General features: G+C 64.9%; 1 protein-coding gene. It reads left to right on the forward strand.

Annotated features, from left to right (window positions below):
* Positions 1 to 238: 238 nt before the first annotated feature.
* Positions 239 to 687: exodeoxyribonuclease III (locus tag EN738_RS34815; RefSeq protein WP_189606170.1), on the forward strand; the 449-nt coding region annotated here is incomplete at its 3' end.

A 687-nucleotide genomic window follows, 5' to 3' on the forward strand; every position in this document is an offset into this window, starting at 1 on the left:
CGGGGTCGATGGAACGGCGGACGAAGACCCTCGCTCTCCCACGGGCTTCAAGGCCCAAAGATGCTCCGGTCTCTCGTCCGCCACCGCACCTGCTGCAATAGCAGAGTCGGCAAGGGACAAGTTACAAAGGTGCCGGCAGGCGGATGAGGGGCAGCGCTTACGCTGAAGGGCTAGCTCCAATGCTCCTCGTAAGGCGGCCACTTGCCGCGCATGCCGGCTTCTTGTTCTGATGACCCACATGAAACTCGCCACCTTCAACATCAACAACATCAACAGCCGGCTGGAAAACCTGCTGGCCTGGCTCGCCAAAGCAAAGCCCGATGTGGTCTGCCTGCAGGAACTCAAGGCGCGCGACATGCAGTTTCCGCAGACCAGGCTCGCCAAGGCCGGCTACGGCGCAGTGTGGAAGGGCGAGCCGACCTGGAACGGCGTCGCCATTCTGGCAAAGGGCGCAGAACCCGTGCTGACGCGCGACGCGCTGCCCGGCGACGAGGCCGATCGCCAGGCGCGCTACATCGAGGCGGCGGTCGACGGCGTCGTTGTTGGCTGCCTCTACGCGCCGAACGGCAACCCGCAACCGGGGCCGAAATTCGACTACAAGCTCGCCTGGCACGAGCGCTTCGCCGCGCATGCCGGTCAGTTGCTCGATACCGGCCTGCCGGTCGCGCTCGCCGGCGACTACAACAT

It is taken from the genome of Mesorhizobium sp. M4B.F.Ca.ET.017.02.2.1 (assembly GCF_003998955.1).
Classification (GTDB): domain Bacteria; phylum Pseudomonadota; class Alphaproteobacteria; order Rhizobiales; family Rhizobiaceae; genus Mesorhizobium; species Mesorhizobium abyssinicae.